Here is a 21,056-nt window from a genome sequence, read left to right as displayed (position 1 = left end):
TGCAGCGCCTTGCAAGAATTTACGTTTTGCCGCTTGCCCTTTTGTGGGAAAAGGTTATTTTTAAAGCTCGCTAAATTATATCAACGACTTTGATAGGTGAAAGCTATCTCATCGATTGGTCTTTTACCCTTTATTCACCAAGTCGCGGCCCCTATACTGGCCCTTGTTTTTACATCCACCCTTTAACACCTATTACAGGAGTAATTATGGTCCTGGTAACTCGTCAAGCCCCTGACTTCACTGCAGCTGCCGTACTGGGTAGCGGCGAAATCGTTGAAAACTTCAACCTGAAGAAGCACCTGAACGGCAAACCGGCCGTGCTGTTCTTCTGGCCAATGGACTTCACCTTCGTATGCCCTTCCGAGCTGATCGCTTTCGATCACCGCTATGAAGAGTTCCAGAAGCGTGGCGTTGAAGTGGTTGGCGTTTCCTTCGACTCAGAGTTCGTCCACAACGCATGGCGTAAAACCCCTGTCGACAAAGGCGGCATCGGTGAAGTGAAATACGCAATGGTTGCTGACGTTAAGCGTGAAATCCAGAAAGCTTACGGCATCGAACACCCGGAAGCCGGCGTTGCGCTGCGCGGCTCCTTCCTGATCGACAAAGACGGCATCGTGCGTGCTCAGGTTGTTAACGACCTGCCAATCGGCCGTAACATCGACGAAATGATCCGTACCGTTGACGCGCTGCAATTCCACGAAGAGCACGGTGAAGTGTGCCCGGCTCAGTGGGAAAAAGGCAAAGCAGGTATGGGCGCTTCCCCAGACGGCGTGGCAAAATACCTGTCTGAAAACGCTGCCAAGCTGTAATTTCAGCCTGATAGTGAATCAACCGGCCTCCGCGGCCGGTTTTTTTATGCCCCTTTTTGGGGCAATACGCCCGCCTTCAGTGCTTTATTTCCCTGTTTCCGCTCACATTTCCCACCCTGCTCGCCGCGCGTGCGCCCATCTGCGGCTACTATCAATAACGCTGGCTCGCGCTTTGCAAGTGAACAACAGCCAAGCAAACACAACACAATAAAAAACTGACAGGGTAGGAATAACTATGTTTTTACAGAAATGGAGCAAACCCCTGACCATGGCGGCGCTGCTGGTCAGCGGCAGCCTGCATGCGGCGTCCAATCCGGCGGTGGAGGCCAAAAACGGCATGGTGGTCACCTCGCAGCATCTGGCTTCGCAGGTCGGGGTGGATATCCTGAAGATGGGCGGCAACGCCATCGACGCCGCCGTGGCGGTCGGCTACGCGCAGGCGGTGGTGAATCCCTGCTGCGGCAACATCGGCGGCGGCGGCTTTATGACCGTCCACCTGGCGAACGGCACCGACACCTTCATCAACTTCCGCGAAACCGCGCCGGCGGCGGCCAGCGCCAACATGTATCTGGACGCCGACGGCAAGGTGAAGAAAGACGCCAGCCTGTACGGCTATCTGGCGGCGGGCGTGCCGGGCACCGTGCTGGGGATGGAAACCGCGCGCGAGAAGTACGGCAAACTGAGCCGCGAACAGGTGCTTGCGCCGGCGATCAAGTTGGCGCGCGAAGGCTTTGTGCTGACCCGCGCCGATACCGATATTCTCGACACCACCGTTGCACGTTTCAAACAGGATCCCGAGTCGGCCAAAATCTTCCTGCGCCCGGACGGCAGCCCGCTGCAGCCGGGGGACAAACTGGTGCAAACCGATCTGGCCAATACGCTGGAAGCCATCGCCAAAGGGGGAACCGACGCCTTCTACAAAGGCAAGATCCCGCAGGCGGTAGAGGCGGCGGCCAAACAGGGCGGCGGCATTTTAACGGCGGCCGACTTCGCCAACTATAAAGTCACCGAACCCCCGCCGATCACCTGCAGCTATCGCGGCTACAAGTTCGTGTCGGCGCCGCCTCCCAGCTCCGGCGGCGTGACGCTGTGCGAAATCCTCAACGTGGTGGAAGGCTATGACCTGAAAAGCATGGGCTTCAACTCGGCGGCGGCCATTCACACCATGACCGAGGCGATGCGCCATGCCTACATGGACCGCAACACCTACCTCGGCGACCCGGAATTCATCAAGAACCCGATCGACCGGCTGGTGAGCAAGAGCTACGCCGAGCAGATCCGCAAGAAAATCGTCGCGGACAAGGCCACGCCGTCGGTAAACGTGCAGCCCGGCATGGAACCGCATGAGAAGCCGGAAACCACCCACTATTCGATCGTCGATCACGACGGCAACGCGGTCTCCACCACCTATACCGTCAACGGCCGCTTCGGCGCCGTGGTGATCGCACCGGGCACCGGCTTCTTCCTCAACGACGAGATGGACGATTTTACGGTCAAAGTGGGCGAGAAAAACCTGTACGGGCTGGTGCAGGGCACCGCCAACAGCATTGCCCCCGGTAAGCGCCCACTATCGTCAATGAGCCCGACGCTGGTAACCAAGGACAACAAGATCTTTATGGTGCTGGGCTCGCCTGGCGGTTCGCGCATCATCACCATCACCCTGCAGACTGCGTTGAACGTGATCGACCACGGCATGGCGCCGCAGGAAGCGGTGGACGCGCCGCGCATCCATCACCAATGGCTGCCGGATGAGGTGTACTACGAACAGCGCGGCGTTTCCGCCGATACGCTGAAACTGCTGAGCGGCATGGGCTATAAGATGGTCGAACAAACGCCGTGGGGCGCCGCCGAACTGATTCTGGTCGGTTTGCCGGGCGCGGCGGGCGTCAGCCCGGCCAACTCCGGCAACGATTCGGCGGTTTCCGGCAAAGTGCGCGAAGGTTACCTGTACGGCGCCAACGACGTGCGTCGCCCGGCAGGCTCCGCGGTCGGTTACTGATGTAAACGCCCACTCACCTTAATCGCGGGGGCCCTTCGGCCCCCCCAGTTCCCTTAGCCTTCACAGCGCCACACGGTGGCCGATTCTTCCGCCAGCTGCAGGCGCAGCCCGCCGGCCGTTTCGCTCAACTCTCCCCGCCCTTCCACACGCCGCCACGGGCCGCGGGCCAACAGCGGGTTGTGCGGCAGCTGCGCCTGGCCGCTGCCGTCACGCTGCAGCGCCACCAGCACCTGCTCCTGCTGATACAGGCGCACGAACACCAGCGTTTCTCCGCTGGCGTACAGCACCTGACAGCCGCCGCGACGCAGCGCCAGGCTCTGTTTACGCAGCGCCGCCATGCGCTGGAACAGCGCCAGCAGCGGCCGATCCCAGTCGCCGACGTCCCACGGGAACGGCTTGCGGCAGAACGGATCGTTGCCGCCGTCCAGGCCAATCTCATCACCGTAATAGAGGCAAGGCACGCCGATCCAGCTCAGCAACCACACCGCCGCCATCTGCATGCGCGCCGCGTTCCCCTGCAACAGCGTGAGGAAACGCGCGGTATCGTGGCTGTCCAGCTGGTTGAACTGGATCAGCTGGCGGCCGTGCGGCAACCCGGCGCGGTAGCCGTCCATCCACTGCACGCATCCGGCGGCGTCCAGCCGCACCGGGTGATAGGCCACGTCCAGCCCCGCCAAAAACGCCCGCACCGGCAGCGCGAACCCCATGTAGTTCATCGCCGCATCCTCCACGCCGGCGTGCAGCCAGCGACGCGCGTCGCCAAAGTGCTCGCCCACTACGTAGGCCTGAGGATTCTCCTGCTTCACCGCCTGATAGATGCCCGCCAGGTGACGCAGGTTGCCGGCAGCGCCGCCGTTCTCCCCCAGCATATGCACCACATCCAGCCGCCAACCGTCGATGCTGTACGGCGGGCGCAGCCAGTGACGCACCACGCTGCCTTCCCCGCGATAGATCGCTTCCGCCACCTGCGGCTCGGCGAAGTTGAGCTTCGGCAGGCTGGCGTTGCCCTTCCAGTCGAGCGCGCGGCCGTCCGGGTAGAAGTTGAACCAGCCGCGATACGGCGAATCGGGATGGTGGCAGGCGCCGTTTTGCCCTTGGCGATGGCGGTCGAACCACGGATGCGAGTCGCCGGTGTGGTTGAACACCCCGTCCAGCACCAGTTTCATGCCTACCTTGTGAGTGCTCACTCGCAAACGCGCCAGCGCCGCGTTGCCGCCGAAGTGCGGATCGACCTGGTAATAATCCTCGGTATCGTACTTATGCACGCTCGGCGCGGTAAAAATCGGGTTCAGGTACAGCGCCGTCACGCCCAGCTGCTGCAGGTACGGCAGTTTGGCGCAAATGCCGTCCAGATCGCCGCCGTAAAAGGTCGAAGCGGCGTGGCTGTCCTCCAGCGGATGCTGCCAGTCGCGCCGGATCACCTCGGCGCCGGCCGCGTGATGGCGGTAGCTGCCGCTTTGGATGCCGTGCTCGCCGCCGCTGCTGGCGAAGCGATCGGGGAAAATCTGGTAGAACAGCTGATCTGCCACCCACTCGGGGCCGTTGTCAGGCTCGTCGACGGCGAATTGCGCCAGTTGGCCCGGCGGCGTTGGCGACCAGCCCTGCGGCCCGAACCACTGCTGGCGATCGGCCCACAGCAGCTTGAAGCAGTATCGCCGCGTCGGCTCGCCCTCATTCAGCGTCAGGCTGGCCTGGTAGCGCCGCATCCCCTCGTGACGCTGCGCTTTCATCACCAGCAGCCACTCTTCGTTGTCCGGCTCGGCGCGCAAAAACACCCGTTCCGGCAGTTCATCCCCTTGTAACCACAGCGTGATATCCAAACGTTGCCCTTGCTTCACCACAAAAGGCGGAACCGGTTGATGCCAGGCGTTAAGCATACTGTTCTCCTGCTGTACCAAACGAAATCGACGGCATTCTTCAAGAAGCGAACAATGCCACGTTAAGTGCAACTCCCCCTCCTCTCTGACCGCAAAACCCAGGGATGAGCCGGGGGGCGGAGACCGAAAAATAACGCTAACCCGATGTAAAAAAAGGTAAACAGGCACAAATCCTGCACGTTACCCCTTAGGCTAACGCGTTTTGAGCATACAGGATATTTTTTGCGCATTTTTTAAGGAGCGGTAATGCAACAACAGATAACGCGCTGGCTGGAGCAATTTGGGTTGGAATTCGGCGGAGTGATGTCGCTGTTGATGGTCTTGGGGTTGATCGTCCTGATCTCGGTGGTGATCCACCTGGTGCTGCACCGGGTGGTGTTGGCCGCCCTTCAGCGCCGCGGCCAGCAGTCGCAACGCGTCTGGCAACAGGCCATCACCCAATACAAACTGTTCCAGCGCGTGGCGCTGCTGCTGCAAGGGGTGATCATCAGCATCCAGGCGACGCTGTGGCTGCAGAGCGGCAGCCAGACTCAGGCGGTGATCGTTACCGCCGCGCAGGTGTGGATACTCGCCTTCACCCTGCTGTCGCTGTTCTCGCTGCTGGATACGCTGCTGGCGCTGCTGCGCCAAAGCCCGATTTCCAATCAGCTGCCGCTGCGCGGCATTTTCCAGGGCCTGAAACTGGTGGCGGCGATCCTGATCGGCATCATGATCGTCTCGCTGCTGATGGGCAAATCGCCGCTGTTGCTGCTCAGCGGCCTGGGCGCCATGACGGCGGTCCTGATGTTGGTGTTCAAGGATCCGATCCTCGGGCTGGTGGCCGGCATTCAGCTCTCCGCCAACGACATGCTGAAGATCGGCGACTGGCTGGAAATGCCGAAATACGGCGCCGACGGCGCGGTCACCGACATCGGCCTGACCACGGTCAAAGTGCGTAACTGGGACAACACCGTCACTACCATACCGACCTACGCGCTGATCTCCGACTCGTTCAAAAACTGGCGTTCGATGTCGGAATCCGGCGGGCGCCGCATCAAGCGCAGCTTGAATATCGACACCGGCAGCGTGCACTTCCTGTCGGAAGAGGAACAGCGCCGCCTGCAGCGCAACCCGCTGCTGCACAGCTACCTGAACGTTAAGACCCAGGAGCTGAGCCAGCACAACCAGGAGATCGCCGTCGATCTGGCCTCGCCGCTCAACGGCCGCCGCCTGACCAACCTCGGCACGCTGCGCGCCTATCTGGAAGCCTACCTGCGCGCTCACCCGCGCATTCACCAGAACATGACCCTGATGGTGCGCCAGCTGGCACCGACGCCGGAAGGCCTGCCGCTGGAAATCTACGCCTTCACCAACACCACGGTCTGGGCGGAGTACGAAAGCATTCAGGCGGATATTTTCGACCATATCCTGGCGGTGATCGACGAGTTCGGCCTGCGCGTGCATCAGACGCCGACCGGCAACGACATGCGCGACATGCTGCGACAAAGCGCGAACGCTTCCTGACGTCGGCTGACGTAACTGTGTCTGCTGGTAATTATTCGCTTTCAATTGCCAGCAGATATCTCCATCCCCTTCTTTTCCCCGGCGAAAACGGCGTTAATGCGCCCTCACCTTCACCACCGAGAGGGAAAGCCCTTGCTGAAACGGATACGTCATCGGCTGTTTACCCTGATGGCCACCCTGCTGTTTATCGGCTGCCTGCACAACGCTTTGCTGGATGAAAGCCGCATGCCCCGCAATCTGCAACCTTCGCTGAGCGCCCTCAGCAGCAATCTGCAGGACATTCGCGAAGTGCTGGCGCGCTGCGCCGGCGAGGAAGAGGAGGAACGCCTGAACGACGGCGGCATACGCATCGAAGCCCGCGCCGCCGGGGATGAGGAAGCGGAGGACAAACGCCAGACATAGTGGGTTAAAAAACGCCCCAATTTGTTGCGTGATACGCAACGCCCTACTATGATGCGTATAGCGCAACACTCATGGAGCCATCAGGATGATAAGAAGCTTCAAGCATAAGGGACTCAAAAAGTTTTTCGAAACCGGTTCAACAGCAGGTATCGACGCCAAACAGGCGAAAAAAATCGCGCTGCGGCTGAGCGTGCTGGATTTAGCGAAAGTGATTGATGACGTGGATTTACCCGGCTTCTTCTTGCATCCGCTAACGGGCGCTCGCAATGGGCAATGGTCCGTCACCGTGACCGGTAACTGGCGCATCACGTTTGAACTGGTCGAGGGTGATGTTTATATCGTGAATTATGAGGACTATCACTAATGAACCGCATGCATAATCCTCCTCATCCTGGCGAGTTGATCAAAGAAACCATGGAAACGCTGAATCTCAGCGCGCGCGCGCTGGCCAAAGCATTGGACGTCGCGCCGTCTACGGTTCAACGCCTGATCAGCGGTAAATCCGATATCTCGCCGGAAATGGCCATCCGCCTGTCCATCGTAATAGGCAGTTCCGAACAGGTCTGGATGGGAATGCAAGATGCTTACGATCTGTGGCAGGCCAGGCAGTCCATAGACGTTTCCAAACTGCGCAAGCTGGACTTTGCTTGACGCCTGCCCCTAAAAAAACACCGGCCTCAGCCGGTGTTTTTCCATTTAGTCTTGCTGCGTCGCCAGCAGCGCGCGTTTTTTCTGGCGGTTGACCTTGAACCAGTACCCCGCCAACAGCAACACTACCCAGACCAGGCCGGCGTACAGCGAGACGCGCGTGGTCGGGAAGTAGCCGATAAGACCGATGATGAATACCAGGAACACGATCGCCACCACCGAGGTGAACACCCCGCCGCGCAGCGGGAACGCCAACTGCTTCACCTGCTCTTTGCTCAGGCTGCGGCGGAAGGCGATTTGCGAGAACAGGATCATGATCCACACCCACACGGTGGCGAAGGTCGCCAGGGAGGCGATCACCAGGAACACGCTCTCCGGCATGATGTAGTTGAGGTATACCGCCAGCAGCAGCGCCAGCATCATCACGACCACCGTCACCCAGGGAATGCCGCGTTTCGACACCTTGCTGAACATCTTCGGCGCATGGCCCTGCTCGGCCATGCCGTGCAGCATGCGGCCGACGCCGAACACGTCGCTGTTGATCGCCGACAGCGAAGCGGTGATCACCACGAAGTTGAGGATGCCCGCCGCCACGGTGATGCCCATATGCTGGAAAGTCAGCACGAACGGGCTGCCGTTGGTGCCCACCTGGTTCCACGGGTAGATAGACATGATGACGAACAGCGTGCCGACGTAGAACACCAGAATGCGCCACGGCACCGAGTTGATGGCTTTCGGAATCGATTTTTTCGGATCCTTGGCTTCGCCGGCGGTGATGCCGATGATTTCAATGCCGCCGTAAGCGAACATCACCAGCTGCAGCGACAGGATCATGCCGATAAAGCCGTTGCTGAAGAAGCCGCCGTTCGACCACAGGTTATGAATGCCGGTCGGTTGCCCGCCGTTGCCGATGCCCCAGATGATGATGCCGATGCCGGCCGCGATCATGATGATGATGGTGGCGACCTTGAAGAACGAGAACCAGAACTCGAGCTCGCCGAACACCTTGACGCTCATCAGGTTGATGGCGCCGATGATCAACACCACGCTCAGCACCCAGATCCAGTGCGGCACTTCCGGGAACCAGACCCCCATATAAATGCCGAAGGCGGTCACGTCGGCAATGGCGACGATCAGGATCTCAAAGCAGTAGGTCCAGCCGGTGATGTAACCCGCCATCGGGCCGAGGTAGTCCTGCGCGTAGCGGGAAAACGAGCTGGCCTGCGGGTTGTTGACCGACATCTCCCCCAGCGCGCGCATGATGATGAAGGCCACGATGCCGCCGATCAGGTAAGCCAGCAGCACGCTCGGGCCGGCCATTTTGATGGCGTCCGCCGAGCCGTAGAACAAGCCGGTGCCGATGGCCGACCCCAACGCCATAAAGCGGATATGACGCGTGCTGAGGCCGCGTTTCAGCTTATTGTCGGGGACAGTGGTGGGTGACTGTTGTTGCATGAAAATGACCCATAGTTTTAAACGTAAAAAAGCCACGGACATGTCCGTGGCCCTAGATTAAGCCGGGGGATTATCAGTGCGCGGTCACTTGGGAACGCGTGCACACCCGATCATAAATCGCGACCAGCGCCAGCATCAGCAGCGAAGGCGGCAACCATGCCAACCCCTGCTCCGCCAGCGGCAGGTGAGTGGTCCAGGCCGGCAGCAGCTGCTGGAAGCTGGACGCTTTCACCGCGTCAAGGATACCAAACAACAGGCTGACAAGCATCACCGGCGCGATGATGCGCGGCGCGCTGTGCCACCAACGCAGGGTGAAGCTCAGCACCACCAGCACGATGCACGGCGGGTAAATCGCGGTCAGCACCGGAATGGAGATCTGGATCAGGTGGCTCAGGCCGAGGTTGGACACCACCATCGAGAACAGGCCCAGAATAAACACCAGCGTCTTGTAAGAGAACGGCAGGTATTGCGCGAAGAACTCGGCGCAGGCGCAGGTCAGGCCCACCGCGGTCACCATGCAGGCGATGAAGATCAGCGCCGCCAGGAAGAAGCTGCCGAGGCCGCCAAAGGTGTTCTGAACGTAAGCGTGCAGGATCACCGCGCCGTTGGTGGCGTCCGGCACCAGCGCGCCGCTGCCGGAACCCAGTTTGAACAGGCTCAGGTACACCAGCGTCAGGCCCACGCCGGCGATCAAACCGGCCAGAATGGTGTAGCGGGTCAACAAACCGGCGTCTTTCACGCCGCGCGAACGCGCCGCGTTGACGATAACGATGCCGAACACCAGCGCGCCCAGCGTATCCATGGTCAGATAGCCGTTAACGAAGCCGGAGGAGAAAGGCACGCTCTGATAAGCCGTCGTCGCCGGAATCGGCGCGCCGGCAGGCCACAGCAGCGCGGCGATGCCCAGTACGGCCAGCGCGACGATCTTCAGCGGCGCCAGCACATGGCCGACGGTATCGAGCAGGCGGCCCGGATACAGAGAGATGCCGATCACCAGCGCGAAGTACACCAGGCTATAGATGAACAGCGGCATGGCGCCGTCGCCGGTCAGCGGGGCGATGCCCACTTCGAAGGACACGGTGGCGGTACGCGGCGTCGCGAACAACGGGCCGACGGCCAGGTAGCAGACGGTCGCCAGCAGCAAGCCGGCGCCGCGGCCGATTGGCGAACTGAGGGCGTCGATGCCGCCGCCGACGCGCGCCAGCGCGATGACGGTGATGACCGGCAGGCCCACGGCGGTGATCAGGAAGCCCAGCGCCGCAGTCCAGACGTGTTCACCGGACTGCAAACCGACCATCGGCGGGAAGATGATGTTCCCGGCCCCGACGAATAAGGCAAAGGTCATAAAGCCCAGTGCCAGGATATCTTTTGACGTTAAACGATGACTCATACGATGTCGTGTTGCCTGTTCAAATGAAAAAAAGGGTCCGATAGCGTGGTGGCGTGACGCCCCACCCGGTTGCCGGCATGCCCGATCGTCGCCGCGCCAATAAGCACCCTAAACGCAGTCGATCCGGCGTTTATGTCCCTATTCGAAAGTGGCCGCTCATAAAGATGGGCAAAATTTTAGGAGTTATAAAAATGGAGGTTTAATCCGACAACGAAGGCTAAGGTAAACGTTTATAGCGCTTCAAGGCAAGACGCACGGCGAAAAGCAGAGCTATCGACCATATAAACTTTAGCCACCAGTCGATCATATTGGCTATCAATAAATATACACTACATGATTTGTATCATTTTTGAACAATGAATTCACAAAACGTGAAGCATATATCGCTTTACCGCTCGAAATCGCCAATAAAAAGCCGATTTTCGCGTGGTATGAGCTTCGTTTCGCCATAAAAAAAGGTGAAAATTACGCCGTTTTTTGTCGCTTATTGCGCCATGGCCGGCGCGAGCGGTGGCAACCCCAGCGCCTGACGGGTCTTCTGCAGGGTGGCCGGCGGCAGCGGCAGATAGCCGTCGTGGTTGACCAGGCTTTGGCCTGGTGTCGACAGCACGCGATCGAGGAACGCGGCGGTCAGCGGCTCCAGCGGTTGATGGGGGGCTTTGTTGATGTAGATATACAGATAGCGCGACAGCGGGTAGCGATTGTTGCGCACGTTGGCGGCGGTAGGCGCGACATAGTCCTCTCCCGATTCCGCCAATGGCAGCAGCCGCACGCCGCTGGCGCGAAAGCCAATGCTGGCGTAGCCGATGCCGTTGAGCGAACCGGCCACCGCCTGCACCACCGAGGCCGAGCCGGGCAGCTCATTGACGCGCGGCATAAAATCGCCGCCGCACAGCGCGCGCAGTTTGAAGTAGCCATAGGTGCCGGACGCCGAGTTGCGGCCAAAGCGCTGCAGCGAACGCGACGCCCAGTTGCCGCGCAGACCCAGCTCGCCCCAGCGCGTCAGCGGCTGGCTTTCGCCGCAGCGCCGGGTGGCGGAGAAAATGCGGTCGAGCTGCTGCAGGTTGAGGCCGCGCAGCGGATTATCCTGATGCACCAATACCACCAGCGCATCCACCGCTACCGGCACCGCCAGCGGCGCATAGCCGTAACGGTGTTCGAATGCCGAGATCTCGGCCGCCTTCATCGGCCGGCTCATCGGGCCGAGCTGCGCGGCGCCCGCGGCCAACGCGGTCGGCGCGGTCGAGGAGCCGGCGGCCTGGATCTGCAGGTTGACGTTGGGATAATGCTGGCTGAAATCCTGCGCCCACAGCGCCATCAGATTCGCCAGCGTGTCGGAACCGACGCTGGACAGGTTGCCCGCCAACATGCCGTCAGGCTGCGCCAGCGCGCCGCGTCCGGCCAGCAGCGCCAGGCAAAGCAACAGCCCTCGGGTTATTCGGGTCATACCGGTGTCTCGCGTTAATTTTTCACCGCATTCTCTGATAAAGCGGCGGGAACAATCAACCGATTGGGCAAGGTAAAGATAAAGCGGGTGCCGATCCCCGGTTCGCTGAGGATCTCCAGCCGCGCGTCGTGATGGCTGAGCGCGTGCTTGACGATCGCCAGCCCCAGCCCGCTGCCGCCGGTCTGGCGCGAGCGGGCCTTGTCGACGCGGTAAAAACGCTCGGTCAGGCGCGGCAGGTGTTCGGCGGCGATGCCCGGCCCGTTGTCGCTGACCTGGAACTGCGCGCCATGCGCCGTCTGTTGCCAGCTCACTTCGATATGGGTGCCCTTCGGCGTGTGGTTGACCGCGTTGTACACCAGGTTAGACACCGCGCTGCGCAACTGGTCTTCATTGCCGAACACGTTGAGCTGTTCGTTCACCCGGAAGGTGATCTCATGATTGCCGCCGCTCAGCGATTGCGCCTCGCGCTGCAACACCCGCAGCATCAGCGGGATATCCACCCGCTCGTTCATGTCGACATTGGGCGCCGCCTCGATGCGCGACAGCGTCAGCAGTTGCTTGACCAGCCCGTCCATCCGGCGGGTCTGCTCTTGCATGGTGCTGAGCGCCTTGCTGCGCAGCGAACCGCCCTGCTCTTCGTCGCCCATCATCTCCAGGTAGCCCTGCAGCACCGTCAGCGGCGTGCGCAGCTCATGGCTGACGTTGGCGAAGAAGTTGCGCCGCGCGCCCTCCAGCTGGCGCATCTGGGTGACGTCGCGCGCCACCATCAGCAACTGCCCTTCGGAATACGGCATCACGCGGAATTCGACGTAGTGTTCGTTGTTCAACTGCAGCGTCAGCGGACGCGAAAACTCCTGCTGTTGCAGATAGTGGCTGAATTCCGGATAACGCAGCAGGTTAAGGATGTGCTGGCCGTTGTCTTCCGGCCAGCGGAAGCCGAGCAGATGCTGCGCCAGCCCGTTGCACCAGAAGATGTTGCCCTCGACGGTGGTCATCACCACCGCGTCAGGCAGCGATTCGGCTCCGCTGCGAAAGCGCTTGATAAGCAGCGCCAGCTCGCGCCGGCGGCGGCGGTTGCGCTGCTGCATCTGATACAGGCCATAAAACAGCGGCTCCCAGCTCCAGCGGCCGGGCGGCGGCGTCATGCTGCGGTCGATCCACAGCCAATGGGAGAGTTTGAGCTGGTTGTAGAAATTCCACACCAGCGCAGCCAGCGCGGAGGCCAGCAGGAACCAGGGCAGATAACCGAAAATCAGCCCCAGCAGTAAGGCGGGCAAACAAAAAAGAGCCAGCTCCAGAGCCAGCCTCTTCCACGACAGACGTTCTAACACGGCATATTCTCCAGCGCGGCGCGATCAGTAGCGCGTTGAGAACCGGTAGCCGGTGCCCCGAACGGTTTGAACCATTTTATCATGCCCACTGGTTTCTAACGCCTTGCGGAGCCGACGGATATGCACGTCAACGGTACGGTCTTCCACATAAACGTTAGTGCCCCAGACGTGATTAAGCAACTGCTCACGGCTATAAACCCGCTCCGGGTGGGTCATAAAGAAGTGCAGCAGCTTGAACTCGGTCGGCCCCATGTCCAGCGCCTGATCGTTCGCCATCACGCGGTGGGAGGACGGGTCCAGGCTCAGCCCTTGCATTTCAATCACCTCTTCCACCGCCATCGGTGAAATGCGGCGCATGACCGCCTTGATGCGCGCCACCAGCTCCTTGGGCGAGAACGGCTTGGTGATGTAATCATCCGCCCCCACTTCCAGGCCGCGCACCCGGTCTTCTTCTTCGCCGCGCGCGGTCAACATCATCACCGGGATATCGCGGGTCAGCGCTTCGCGCTTCATATGTTTGATAAACTGAATGCCGGAACCGCCGGGCAACATCCAGTCAAGCAACACCAAATCAGGGAACGGCTCAGACAGACGCGTCACGGCGCTGTCATAATCCTCGGCTTCCAACGGTTGGTAACCATTTTGTTCCAACACAAAGCACACCATCTCACGGATCGGCGCTTCGTCTTCCACCACCAGTATGCGTCTTGCCATCGTCAATCCTGCCAATGTGTTAGCGACTTTTCGGGCGCCATTATGCGTCAGTTTTGTGACACTTTTATGAAAAAAACCGGCTGTTATAGGCTGTAAGCATAGCGATTATTTCCTGCAGTAAAGAAAAATCATCCGCTTGTCATCATCATTGCGCCGGGACAGCCGCCGTCGCGGCCTTTATAATCATCGCCATTATCTTTGCATCCGGGAGTGTCATGCGCCTGATCCACACCTCTGACTGGCACCTTGGCCAGTACTTTTTCACCAAAAGCCGCGCCGCCGAGCACCAGGCTTTTCTGAACTGGCTGATCGAACAGATTGAACAGCAACAGGTGGATGCGCTGATCGTCGCCGGGGATCTGTTCGATACCGGCTCACCGCCCAGCTATGCCCGCGAGCTGTACAACCGCTTCGTGGTGGAACTGCAGCGCACCGGCTGCCAGTTGGTGGTGCTGGGCGGCAACCACGACTCGGTGGCGACGCTGAACGAATCGCGGGAGCTGCTCTCCTGCCTGAACACCACGGTGATCGCCAGCGCGCAGGGCGCCCCGGAACAGCAAATCGTGGTGCTGAACCGACGCGACGGCCAGCCGGGCGCGGTGCTGTGCGCCATTCCGTTCCTGCGGCCGCGCGATCTGCTCACCAGCCGCGCCGGCGAATCCGGCGCACAGAAACAGCAGGCGCTGCAGGAAGCCATCGCCGAACATTACCAAGCGCTGTATCAGGCGGCCTGCGAGCGCCGCGACCAGCTGGGCTTGCCGCTGCCGATCGTCGCCACCGGCCACCTGACCACCGTCGGCGTCACCACCTCCGACTCGGTGCGCGATATCTATATCGGCACCCTCGACGCCTTCCCGGCGCAGGCCTTCCCGCCCGCCGACTATATCGCGCTGGGCCACATTCACCGCGCGCAGAACGTCGCCAAATCGGAGCATATTCGCTATAGCGGTTCGCCGATCCCGCTCAGCTTCGATGAGCTGGGCAAAGCCAAAAGCGTCTTCCTGGTGGATTTCGCCGACGGCGCCCTGCAGCGGGTTGACGCGTTAACGATCCCGCAGTTCCAGCCCATGCAGCTGATCAAAGGCGATCTGACCGAGATCGAACGGCAGCTGCGGCAATTTGCCGACTATGCCGGCGAGCGGCCGGTGTGGCTGGATATCGAAGTGGCGACGCAGGACTACCTCAGCGACATCCAGCGCCGCATCCAGCTGCTGGCGGATGAGCTGCCGGTGGAAGTGGTGCTGTTGCGGCGCAGCAAAGAGCAGCGCCGCCAGGCGATTGCGCAGCAGGATAAGGAAACGCTGAACGAGCTGAGCGTCAACGAGGTGTTCGAACGCAGGCTGGCGCAGGAGGCTGAGATGCCCGAAACGCGCCAACAGCGGATGCGCCAGATGTTCCGCCAGGTGGTCGAGGCGGTGCAGCACAACGCCGAGGAGACAAATTCATGAAGATCCTCAGCCTGCGGTTAAAAAACCTCAACTCGCTGCAGGGCGAATGGAAAATTGACTTCACCGCCGAGCCTTTCGCCAGCAACGGCCTGTTCGCCATTACCGGCCCGACCGGCGCGGGCAAAACCACCCTGCTGGACGCCATTTGTCTGGCGCTGTATCACCAAACGCCGCGCCTCAACGTCACGCCGAGCCAGAATGAGCTGATGACCCGCCACACCGCCGAGTCGCTGGCGGAGGTCGAGTTTGAGGTCAAGGGCGTCGGCTATCGCGCCTTCTGGAGCCAGCGCCGCGCCAAAAATGCGCCGGACGGCAACCTGCAGGCGCCGAAGGTCGAACTGGCGCGCCGCGAGGACGGCAAGATCCTGGCGGACAAAGTGCGCGACAAGCTGGAGCTCACCGCCGCCATCACCGGACTGGACTTCGGCCGCTTCACCAAATCGATGATGCTGTCTCAGGGGCAGTTCGCCGCCTTCCTCTACGCCGACGCCAACGATCGCGCCGAGCTGTTGGAAGAGCTGACCGGCACCGAAATCTATGGGCGGCTGTCCGAGCAGGTGTTCGAGTCGCACAAGCAGGCCAAAACTGACCTGGATGCGTTGCACCAACGCGCCAGCGGCATCGAACTGCTGAACGACGAGCAGCGCCAGTCTCTGACCGAACAGCTGGCGGCGCTGAGCACGCAGGAAAGCGCCCTCGGCGAGCAAACCCAGCGGCAGCAACAGGCGCTGAGCTGGCTGCAACAATGGCAACGCCTCCGGCAACAGCAAAACGAGGGGCAATTGCGGCTGGACACCGCCCAGCGCGAGCAGGCAGAGGCCGCCCCACAGCTGCAGCGGCTGACGCTCAGCGAGCCGGCCGAGAAATTGCGGCCGCTGCGCGGTGAACGCGATCGCTGCCGCGCCGAGCTGCAGACGATACAGCAGCAAGCGGCTCTGTTGGCGCAACAGCAGGAACAGCAGTCAGCGCAGTTGATCCCGCTGCAGCAGGCGGTGGAGAAAACCCGCCAGGCGCAGCAAACCCATGCCGAGCATATGCGGCAACAGCAACAGCTGATCGACGAGCAGGTCGCCCCGCTCGATCACCAGATAGCCCAACTGCTATCGACCCAGGCCGAGCGGCGACAGGCCGGCGATGCCGCCGCGCAGCAGTGCGCCCAGCAGCAAACTACGCTGGAGCAGCTCACCGCTCAGCGCAGCCAGCTGACGACGCAGGCCGCACAGTTTCAGCAGCAGTTGAATGCGCTGAGTGAAGCGCTGGCCGCTCAACAGCAACAGCAGCAGGCACTGGAGGCGAAAACGCCGCTGGCCCCGCTGCGCCAGCGCCTGAGCGCCCTGGCGGATCTGCGCCCAACGCGCCAGCAGCTGTTTACTCTATCCTCTTTGTCGCAGCAAATCGTTAAACGGCTGGAACAGCAGCGGCAAGAGCTAAACATCGGTCAACATGAACTGACCCAGTTGGAGCCACAGCTAGAACTCATCCGTCAGCAATTTAAGCAGCAGAAAGCACACCAGGCCGATGTTGAAAAAACCTATGCGCTGGAACAACGGATCGTGGGTCTGGAGGCCGAGCGCGCCCGTTTGCAACCCGGCGCCCCCTGCCCGCTGTGCGGCTCATGCGAGCACCCGGCGGTAGAGCAATACCAAGAGGTAAAACTGTCAGAAACTGCGCAACGTCTGGAGCAAATGAAAGTCCAGACCGAAGCATTGCAAAAACAAGGCGTCGAGCTGCGAGCCCGTTACGACAACCTGCAACAGCAGTTGCAGCGCCAACAGCAAACCATCGCGCAGGATGAACAGCAGCTGGCTGCCCAACAGCAGCAGTGGCGGCAGCTTAGCGCACCGCTGGCGTTCGACTTTACGTTGGCGGATGGCGAGCAACTCAGCGCCTGGCTGAACGACTGCGACGACGAAGAACGGCGCGGGCAACAGGCGCTGCAGCAGCATGAACAGGCGGCGCAGGCGGTACAGCAGGCGAAAGACGCGCTCATCGCTCTGCAAACGCAGCAGCAGCAGACGCAGCAACAGCTGGCGTTGCTCGAAGAACGCTTTACGCTGCTGCATAAAGCCCACGCCGACAGCCTGCAACAGCAGCAAGAGCTGCAACAACGCTGGCAAGAAGGCGAGAAAACCCTCGCTGAACGACGTGCGCAGCGGCTGGCGCTGTTCGGCGAACAGCAGGTGGCCCTGGTGCGCGAACAGCTGCGCGCCAAACAAACCGCCTGCGAACAGGCCAGCGTTCAGGCCGCCGAGCAGTGGCAAAAGGCGCAGGAACTGCGCGAACGCCTGGCCGGCCAGCAGGCCGGGCTGCAACAACAGCTCACTCAGATGCAGGAGCGGCTGCAGCAGGCGCAGCAGCAGTGGCAGCAGGCGCTGGCCGACAGCGAGTTCGCCGATGAAACCGCCTTCGCCGCCGCGCTGCTGGACGACGCCCTGCGTCGCGAATTGCAGCAGCGCAAAGAGCGGTTGCAACAGCGACAGGTGGAGGCCGCCGCCCTGCTGACACAGGCGACGCAAACGCTGGAGCAGCATCGGCAGTGCCGCCCTGAAGGGCTGGATGAAGCCAATGCGGATATCGATGCGCTCACCCAATCGCTGGCCGAGCTGGCACAACAGTTGAAAACGTTGCAGCTGCGACAGGGAGAACTGCGCAATCAGCTGGAAAGCGATGCCGCTCGTCGCCTCAATCAGCAGGCGCTGTTCGAGCAAATCGCCCGCAGCCAGCAAGACTACGACGACTGGAGCTACCTCAACCAGCTGATAGGCTCGAAAGAAGGCGACAAGTTCCGCCGCTTCGCTCAGGGGTTGACGCTCGATCATCTGGTCTATCTGGCCAACCGGCAGCTCGGCCGGCTGCACGGGCGCTACCTGCTGCAGCGCAAGACCAGCGATGCGCTGGAGCTGCAGGTGGTGGACACCTGGCAGGCGGACGCGCTGCGCGATACCCGCACCCTGTCCGGCGGCGAGAGCTTCCTGGTCAGCCTGGCGTTGGCGCTGGCGTTGTCCGATCTGGTCAGCCATAAAACCAGCATCGACTCGCTGTTCCTCGACGAAGGCTTCGGCACGCTGGACGCCGAAACCCTCGACACCGCGCTGGATGCGCTGGACAGCCTGAACGCCTCCGGCAAAACCATCGGCGTGATCAGCCACGTCGAGGCGATGAAAGAACGCATTCCGGTGCAGATCAAGGTGAAAAAGGTCAACGGGCTTGGCGTCAGCCGGCTGGAAGCGCACTTCAGGCTTGAATGATCCCGCGGCTTGCGGCGCAGAAGTGTGACCGCGGCGGCACTCCGCGGTGAAAAGCGTTGAGCCGCGGCGGGCACGGGTTATTATGCCAGCATAACAGGATTGTTACTGTATCCCCTCCGCCGCTCAGGCCGCAGGGCAGAAAGATAAAATACAGGCAAAACCTGACGCCCGGGATCGCTTCCGGGCGTCAGGTTTTTTCGTTTTCAGGATGCTGAAACACCGGGAAAAACCATGAAAATCGCTAAAATACTCAATAATAACGTGGTGATTACGCTGGACGACCGTCAGGCAGAGACGGTGGTGATGGGAAAAGGAATCGGCTTTAAAAAGAAGCCCGGCGATACGCTGGACGAAAGCCTGATCGAAAAGGTCTTCACCCATAACGGCGGAGAAATCGCCGAGCGCTATAAAGAGCTGCTCGCCGAGATCCCATTGGCCTGCGTCACCACCGCCGACAGAATCATCACCCTCGCCCGCGAACGCCTGTCGGGCAAGCTGCATAACATCGTCTACATCACGCTGACCGATCACATCCACTTCGCCCTGCAGCGCCATGCGCAAGGGCTGGATATCAAAAATGCGCTGCTGTGGGAGATTAAAAAACTCTATCCGGCCGAATTCGCCGTCGGGCTGGAGGCGCTGGCCCTGATCGCACAGCGGCTGGATACCGCGTTGCCGGAGGACGAAGCCGGATTTATCGCCCTGCACCTGGTCAACGCCCAGCTTAACGACGAGATGCACAACACGCTGCACATTACCCGCGTGATGCAAGAGATCCTCAACCTGGTCAAGTACCATTTCCGCTTTGATTACAACGAGGAATCCCTGAGCTACCACCGGTTCGTGACCCACTTGAAATTTTTCGCCCAACGGCTGCTGGGGAAAAACTACGTCGACAGCGACGATGATTCGCTGTATCAGGTGGTGAAAGAGAAGTACCGCGAGTCATTCGCCTGCGCCGGTAAGATCAACCGCCACATCGAAAAACACTATCAGCATCAGCTCACCACGGAAGAGATGATGTTTCTGACCATTCATATCGAACGGGTGCGCAGCGAAAGCGAGGAAAAGCCGGCTTAACGGCGGGCGTCCGCCACCCGAACGCCGTACTGCGGAAACACCGCGTCGGCGGAGATCAGCGTCAGCCCCTCGGCCTGCGCCTGGGCGATCAGCATGCGATCAAAAGGATCTTGATGATGGGGCGGCAGCTGCCCGGCCTGTTGGCAGTGAAAGGCGTCCATCGGCAACGACAGAAAATCCTCGGCCTCGATGATCGCAAAGATGTCTTCCGGCAGCGCCAGTTTGCCCAGCGCCTGCTTGATCGAGATCTCCCAAATGCTGGCCGCGCTGACGTACACCGCATTGCCCGGATCGGCGATCTGCCTTTTGGCGTTCACGCCCAGGCAGGCGTCGTCGATCAGCCACCACAGCAGCGCGTGGGTATCCAGCAACAGGCGCTTCATTCATCGCCCTCAAACAACGCCGCAATGGCCGCATCCCCGGCGTTGAAATCCGCCGGCACGGTGAACCTGCCCTTGGCGGCGCCAGGGCGGCGCGCTTCCCCCTTGATGGCGACCAGCTGTACGTACGGCTTCCCTGCTTTTGCAATAATCACGGTTTCTCCCTCCGCGGCTCTGTCCGCCAACTGGCTCAGATTGGATTTGGCTTCGTGCATATTGGCCTGAATCGGCATACGCGTCCTCCTTAGCTAAGTTAGCTAAAGCATAAAGCGCCGTCCAGTTTTTGTACAGTGAAGGGTTTAAAGCGCGAGCAGCCTCGCGCTTTATTGCAACGCTTAGCGCTGCTGTTGCGGCCACAGCCAGGCCGCACCGCGCACGCCGCTGGAGTCGCCGTGAACGGCCTTGCGGATCGGCGTTTCACACTCGCCGCCGAACACCCAGCCTTTCACCAGTTGCGGCACCGTGCGATACAGACGATCCACGTTGCTCATGCCGCCGCCGAGCACCACCACATCCGGATCCAGCATGTTGATCACGTGCGCCAGCGATTTCGCCAGCCGCATTTCGTAGCGGCCAATCGCCTGCTCCGCCAACGCATCGCCCCGCTCGCTCAGCGCCATGATCTCATGCCCTTGCAGCGCATTGCCGCTCAGGCGCACATAGTCGGTGGCGAAACCGGTGCCGGAAACAAAGGTTTCGATGCAACCCGGCTTGCCGCAGTAACACGGCACTTCGCGGGCGTAGCGCAGCTCATCGTCATCCTGCCACGGCAGCGGATTGTGCCCCCATTCACCGGCGATGCCGTTGCCGCCGGCATGCGCCTGGCCGTTCAGCGCCACGCCGGCGCCGCAGCCGGTGCCGATGATGACCGCAAACACGGTTTTCGCGCCGGCGCCGGCGCCGTCGGTGGCTTCCGACACCGCCAGACAGTTGGCATCGTTGGCGATGCGCACCTCTCGCGTCAGCAGCGCAGACAGATCCTCGTCCAGCGGTTGGCCGTTGAGCCACACCGAGTTGGCGTTTTTCACCCGCCCGGTAAACGGCGACAGCGTGCCGGGAATGCCGATCCCGACCGATCCCCGTTCGCCGGTATGATCCTCGGCCAGTTTCACCAGCCCGGCGATCGCCGCCAGAGTTTGCCGGTAGTCATGGCGCGGCGTGGCGATACGATGGCGAAACAGCTCCCGCCCGTCGTCCGCCAACGCAATCACTTCAATTTTCGTTCCACCCAAATCGATGCCAATGCGCACGTATTTTTCTCCTCGATGCCGCGCAGCGTTGCCACAGCCTAATGTAAGCGCGCAAATGAATCACCTGTTTCCCAC

18 protein-coding genes are annotated in these 21,056 nt (G+C 61.0%); 9 read left to right on the top strand and 9 right to left on the bottom strand.

Annotated features, from left to right (window positions below; translation table 11 throughout):
- Positions 1–206 precede the first annotated feature (206 nt).
- Positions 207–809, top strand: coding sequence for a peroxiredoxin C (locus ACJ8IP_RS10400; RefSeq protein WP_004940403.1), 603 nt, complete (start codon positions 207–209; stop codon positions 807–809).
- Positions 810–1,044: 235 nt separating this feature from the next.
- On the top strand, positions 1,045–2,808 hold the full coding sequence (ggt, locus tag ACJ8IP_RS10395) for a gamma-glutamyltransferase (RefSeq protein ID WP_442524393.1): 1,764 nt from the start codon (positions 1,045–1,047) through the stop codon (positions 2,806–2,808).
- Positions 2,809–2,861: 53 nt separating this feature from the next.
- On the opposite strand, the gene malZ is transcribed toward ggt, so the two are convergent.
- On the bottom strand, positions 2,862–4,685 hold the full coding sequence (gene malZ / locus ACJ8IP_RS10390) for a maltodextrin glucosidase (protein WP_206358307.1): 1,824 nt from the start codon (positions 4,683–4,685) through the stop codon (positions 2,862–2,864).
- A gap of 246 nt (positions 4,686–4,931) precedes the next feature.
- Here malZ and ACJ8IP_RS10385 point away from each other — a divergent pair, with 246 nt between their 5' ends.
- The 4 genes from ACJ8IP_RS10385 (at position 4,932) to ACJ8IP_RS10370 (ending at position 7,241) form a co-directional block, all read left to right on the top strand.
- Complete coding sequence (locus ACJ8IP_RS10385; RefSeq protein ID WP_197801166.1) at positions 4,932–6,188, top strand: mechanosensitive ion channel family protein; 1,257 nt, start codon at positions 4,932–4,934, stop codon at positions 6,186–6,188.
- A gap of 132 nt (positions 6,189–6,320) precedes the next feature.
- Positions 6,321–6,590, top strand: a complete 270-nt coding sequence (locus tag ACJ8IP_RS10380; protein WP_033651074.1) for a hypothetical protein — start codon at positions 6,321–6,323, stop codon at positions 6,588–6,590.
- Positions 6,591–6,675: 85 nt separating this feature from the next.
- A complete protein-coding gene (locus tag ACJ8IP_RS10375) occupies positions 6,676–6,954 on the top strand; it encodes a type II toxin-antitoxin system RelE/ParE family toxin (protein WP_033651073.1) in 279 nt (92 codons plus the stop codon).
- On the top strand, positions 6,954–7,241 hold the full coding sequence (locus tag ACJ8IP_RS10370) for a HigA family addiction module antitoxin (protein WP_025160069.1): 288 nt from the start codon (positions 6,954–6,956) through the stop codon (positions 7,239–7,241). Before ACJ8IP_RS10375 ends, ACJ8IP_RS10370 begins: the two co-directional genes overlap by 1 nt.
- Before the next feature lie 45 nt (positions 7,242–7,286).
- Here ACJ8IP_RS10370 and proY read toward each other — a convergent pair whose 3' ends face one another.
- The 5 genes from proY to phoB form a co-directional block, all read right to left on the bottom strand.
- The gene (gene proY / locus ACJ8IP_RS10365; RefSeq protein ID WP_033651183.1) at positions 7,287–8,693 is read right to left on the bottom strand and encodes a proline-specific permease ProY; all 1,407 of its coding nucleotides are present in this window, start codon (positions 8,691–8,693) and stop codon (positions 7,287–7,289) included.
- A gap of 73 nt (positions 8,694–8,766) precedes the next feature.
- Positions 8,767–10,083 carry a branched-chain amino acid transport system II carrier protein gene (gene brnQ / locus ACJ8IP_RS10360; protein WP_021504688.1) on the bottom strand — a complete coding sequence of 439 codons (1,317 nt, stop codon included), beginning with the start codon at positions 10,081–10,083 and terminating at the stop codon, positions 8,767–8,769.
- Positions 10,084–10,567: 484 nt separating this feature from the next.
- Positions 10,568–11,530, bottom strand: coding sequence for a PstS family phosphate ABC transporter substrate-binding protein (locus tag ACJ8IP_RS10355; RefSeq protein ID WP_197801165.1), 963 nt, complete (start codon positions 11,528–11,530; stop codon positions 10,568–10,570).
- Between the two features lie 14 nt (positions 11,531–11,544).
- Positions 11,545–12,861, bottom strand: a complete 1,317-nt coding sequence (gene phoR, locus ACJ8IP_RS10350) for a phosphate regulon sensor histidine kinase PhoR (RefSeq protein WP_042783777.1) — start codon at positions 12,859–12,861, stop codon at positions 11,545–11,547.
- Between the two features lie 24 nt (positions 12,862–12,885).
- A complete protein-coding gene (gene phoB / locus ACJ8IP_RS10345; protein WP_004940438.1) occupies positions 12,886–13,575 on the bottom strand; it encodes a phosphate response regulator transcription factor PhoB in 690 nt (229 codons plus the stop codon).
- 215 nt (positions 13,576–13,790) lie between these two features.
- On the opposite strand from phoB, the gene sbcD reads away from it, so the two are divergent.
- The 3 genes from sbcD to licT all read left to right on the top strand — a co-directional run bounded on the left by sbcD (position 13,791) and on the right by licT (position 19,351).
- A complete protein-coding gene (gene sbcD / locus ACJ8IP_RS10340; protein ID WP_164107022.1) occupies positions 13,791–15,023 on the top strand; it encodes an exonuclease subunit SbcD in 1,233 nt (410 codons plus the stop codon).
- Entirely contained in the window at positions 15,020–18,271 is a 3,252-nt protein-coding gene (sbcC, locus tag ACJ8IP_RS10335; protein WP_442524392.1) for an exonuclease subunit SbcC, read from the top strand. Before sbcD ends, sbcC begins: the two co-directional genes overlap by 4 nt.
- Positions 18,272–18,502: 231 nt before the next feature.
- On the top strand, positions 18,503–19,351 hold the full coding sequence (gene licT, locus ACJ8IP_RS10330) for a BglG family transcription antiterminator LicT (RefSeq protein WP_164107024.1): 849 nt from the start codon (positions 18,503–18,505) through the stop codon (positions 19,349–19,351).
- On the opposite strand, the gene ACJ8IP_RS10325 is transcribed toward licT, so the two are convergent.
- From ACJ8IP_RS10325 to mak, 3 genes are all read right to left on the bottom strand, one after another.
- Positions 19,348–19,734, bottom strand: a complete 387-nt coding sequence (locus ACJ8IP_RS10325) for a type II toxin-antitoxin system VapC family toxin (protein WP_033651066.1) — start codon at positions 19,732–19,734, stop codon at positions 19,348–19,350. The genes licT and ACJ8IP_RS10325 overlap by 4 nt on opposite strands.
- On the bottom strand, positions 19,731–19,964 hold the full coding sequence (locus ACJ8IP_RS10320) for a type II toxin-antitoxin system Phd/YefM family antitoxin (RefSeq protein ID WP_004940455.1): 234 nt from the start codon (positions 19,962–19,964) through the stop codon (positions 19,731–19,733). The genes ACJ8IP_RS10325 and ACJ8IP_RS10320 overlap by 4 nt, the downstream gene beginning before the upstream one ends.
- A 102-nt stretch (positions 19,965–20,066) precedes the next feature.
- Positions 20,067–20,981 (bottom strand): fructokinase, encoded by a 915-nt coding sequence (gene mak / locus ACJ8IP_RS10315; protein WP_042783773.1) that lies wholly within the window; start codon positions 20,979–20,981, stop codon positions 20,067–20,069.
- Positions 20,982–21,056: the final 75 nt, after the last annotated feature.

It is taken from the genome of Serratia sp. CY52157 (assembly GCF_052168495.1).
GTDB classification, from domain to species: Bacteria; Pseudomonadota; Gammaproteobacteria; order Enterobacterales; family Enterobacteriaceae; genus Serratia; species Serratia ureilytica.
This window is presented reverse-complemented; position numbering and strand designations above follow the sequence as displayed.

Coding starts and splice junctions, on each gene's coding strand:
- ACJ8IP_RS10400 (WP_004940403.1), top strand. CDS start 207: ATGGTCCTGGTAACTCGTCAAGCCCCTGACTTCACTGCAGCTGCCGTA.
- ggt (WP_442524393.1), top strand. CDS start 1,045: ATGTTTTTACAGAAATGGAGCAAACCCCTGACCATGGCGGCGCTGCTG.
- malZ (WP_206358307.1), bottom strand. CDS start 4,685: ATGCTTAACGCCTGGCATCAACCGGTTCCGCCTTTTGTGGTGAAGCAA.
- ACJ8IP_RS10385 (WP_197801166.1), top strand. CDS start 4,932: ATGCAACAACAGATAACGCGCTGGCTGGAGCAATTTGGGTTGGAATTC.
- ACJ8IP_RS10375 (WP_033651073.1), top strand. CDS start 6,676: ATGATAAGAAGCTTCAAGCATAAGGGACTCAAAAAGTTTTTCGAAACC.
- ACJ8IP_RS10370 (WP_025160069.1), top strand. CDS start 6,954: ATGAACCGCATGCATAATCCTCCTCATCCTGGCGAGTTGATCAAAGAA.
- proY (WP_033651183.1), bottom strand. CDS start 8,693: ATGCAACAACAGTCACCCACCACTGTCCCCGACAATAAGCTGAAACGC.
- brnQ (WP_021504688.1), bottom strand. CDS start 10,083: ATGAGTCATCGTTTAACGTCAAAAGATATCCTGGCACTGGGCTTTATG.
- ACJ8IP_RS10355 (WP_197801165.1), bottom strand. CDS start 11,530: ATGACCCGAATAACCCGAGGGCTGTTGCTTTGCCTGGCGCTGCTGGCC.
- phoB (WP_004940438.1), bottom strand. CDS start 13,575: ATGGCAAGACGCATACTGGTGGTGGAAGACGAAGCGCCGATCCGTGAG.
- sbcD (WP_164107022.1), top strand. CDS start 13,791: ATGCGCCTGATCCACACCTCTGACTGGCACCTTGGCCAGTACTTTTTC.
- sbcC (WP_442524392.1), top strand. CDS start 15,020: ATGAAGATCCTCAGCCTGCGGTTAAAAAACCTCAACTCGCTGCAGGGC.
- licT (WP_164107024.1), top strand. CDS start 18,503: ATGAAAATCGCTAAAATACTCAATAATAACGTGGTGATTACGCTGGAC.
- ACJ8IP_RS10325 (WP_033651066.1), bottom strand. CDS start 19,734: ATGAAGCGCCTGTTGCTGGATACCCACGCGCTGCTGTGGTGGCTGATC.
- ACJ8IP_RS10320 (WP_004940455.1), bottom strand. CDS start 19,964: ATGCCGATTCAGGCCAATATGCACGAAGCCAAATCCAATCTGAGCCAG.